The organism is Bacillus sp. SIMBA_074 (genome assembly GCF_046534555.1).
Taxonomy (GTDB): Bacteria; Bacillota; Bacilli; order Bacillales; family Bacillaceae_G; genus Bacillus_A; species Bacillus_A mycoides.
In genome coordinates this window covers 1-264 of sequence record NZ_JAWRYM010000684.1, presented here as the reverse complement: position 1 = coordinate 264, position 264 = coordinate 1, and the positions used below count along the sequence as shown (strand labels likewise).

General features: G+C 49.6%; 1 pseudogene. It reads right to left on the bottom strand.

Annotated elements, in window-relative coordinates:
* Positions 1 to 264, bottom strand: a pseudogene (locus SB773_RS32515) (transcription termination factor Rho); the annotation flags it as partial.

Sequence of the window (264 nt, the reverse complement as noted above, 5' to 3'; positions counted from 1 at the left end):
ATATTACCCGTACCTTTAAATTCCTCATAAATGACATCGTCCATTCTCGAACCCGTGTCTACCAATGCCGTAGCAAGGATCGTCAAGCTGCCGCCTTCCTCGATATTCCTCGCCGCACCGAAAAAGCGTTTTGGACGATGGAATGCAGCAGGGTCAATCCCTCCGGATAGTGTACGCCCGCTCGGCGGAATGACAAGGTTATAAGCACGGGCAAGCCTGGTAATGCTATCCATTAAAATGATGACATCCCGTTTATGCTCCACA